The 444-nt window shown below is 44.1% G+C and carries 2 pseudogenes; both read left to right on the top strand.

Annotated elements, in window-relative coordinates:
* Positions 1 to 126: 126 nt before the first annotated feature.
* Positions 127 to 288 (top strand): annotated as a pseudogene (locus HC723_RS17065) (transposase domain-containing protein); the annotation flags it as partial.
* 25 nt (positions 289 to 313) lie between these two features.
* A pseudogene (locus HC723_RS17595) lies at positions 314 to 444 on the top strand (IS256 family transposase); the annotation flags it as partial.

Genomic DNA, 444 nt, shown 5'->3' with positions numbered 1-444 from the left:
GTTGATAATTTATGATTACATGGTTCAGTGTATGAAGGAACTGGCAAAGCCAGTCCCTGACATCGACTCACTTCTCCCTTGGAATTTTTCACGCTAAAACGCCCCGTGGGATTATGGGGCGCTTACAATAAAAATGGCGCAGATGCTAGTGCTTTGCTGTACAGCATTATCGAGACCGCAAAAGCCAACGGGTTGATAATTTATGATTACATGGTTCAGTGTATGAAAGAACTGGCAAAGCCAGTCCCTGACATCGACTCACTTCTCCCTTGGAATTTTTCACGCTAAAACGCCCCGTGGGATTATGGGGCGCTTACAATCAACGTTTGCAACCGTACGGTTGCGCACACATAAAGTAAAGAGTTGTGGAAGTCGTACGACAACCTTAATGATGATATTTAAGCTTGCTCAATCAGCAGAAAAGAGTTGGTATCGATTAAAGGG

Source organism: Vibrio sp. S11_S32 (assembly GCF_014694465.1).
Lineage (GTDB): Bacteria > Pseudomonadota > Gammaproteobacteria > Enterobacterales > Vibrionaceae > Vibrio > Vibrio algicola.
The sequence above is the reverse complement of the archived record's forward strand: the minus strand, read 5'-3'. Positions and strand labels throughout refer to the sequence as shown.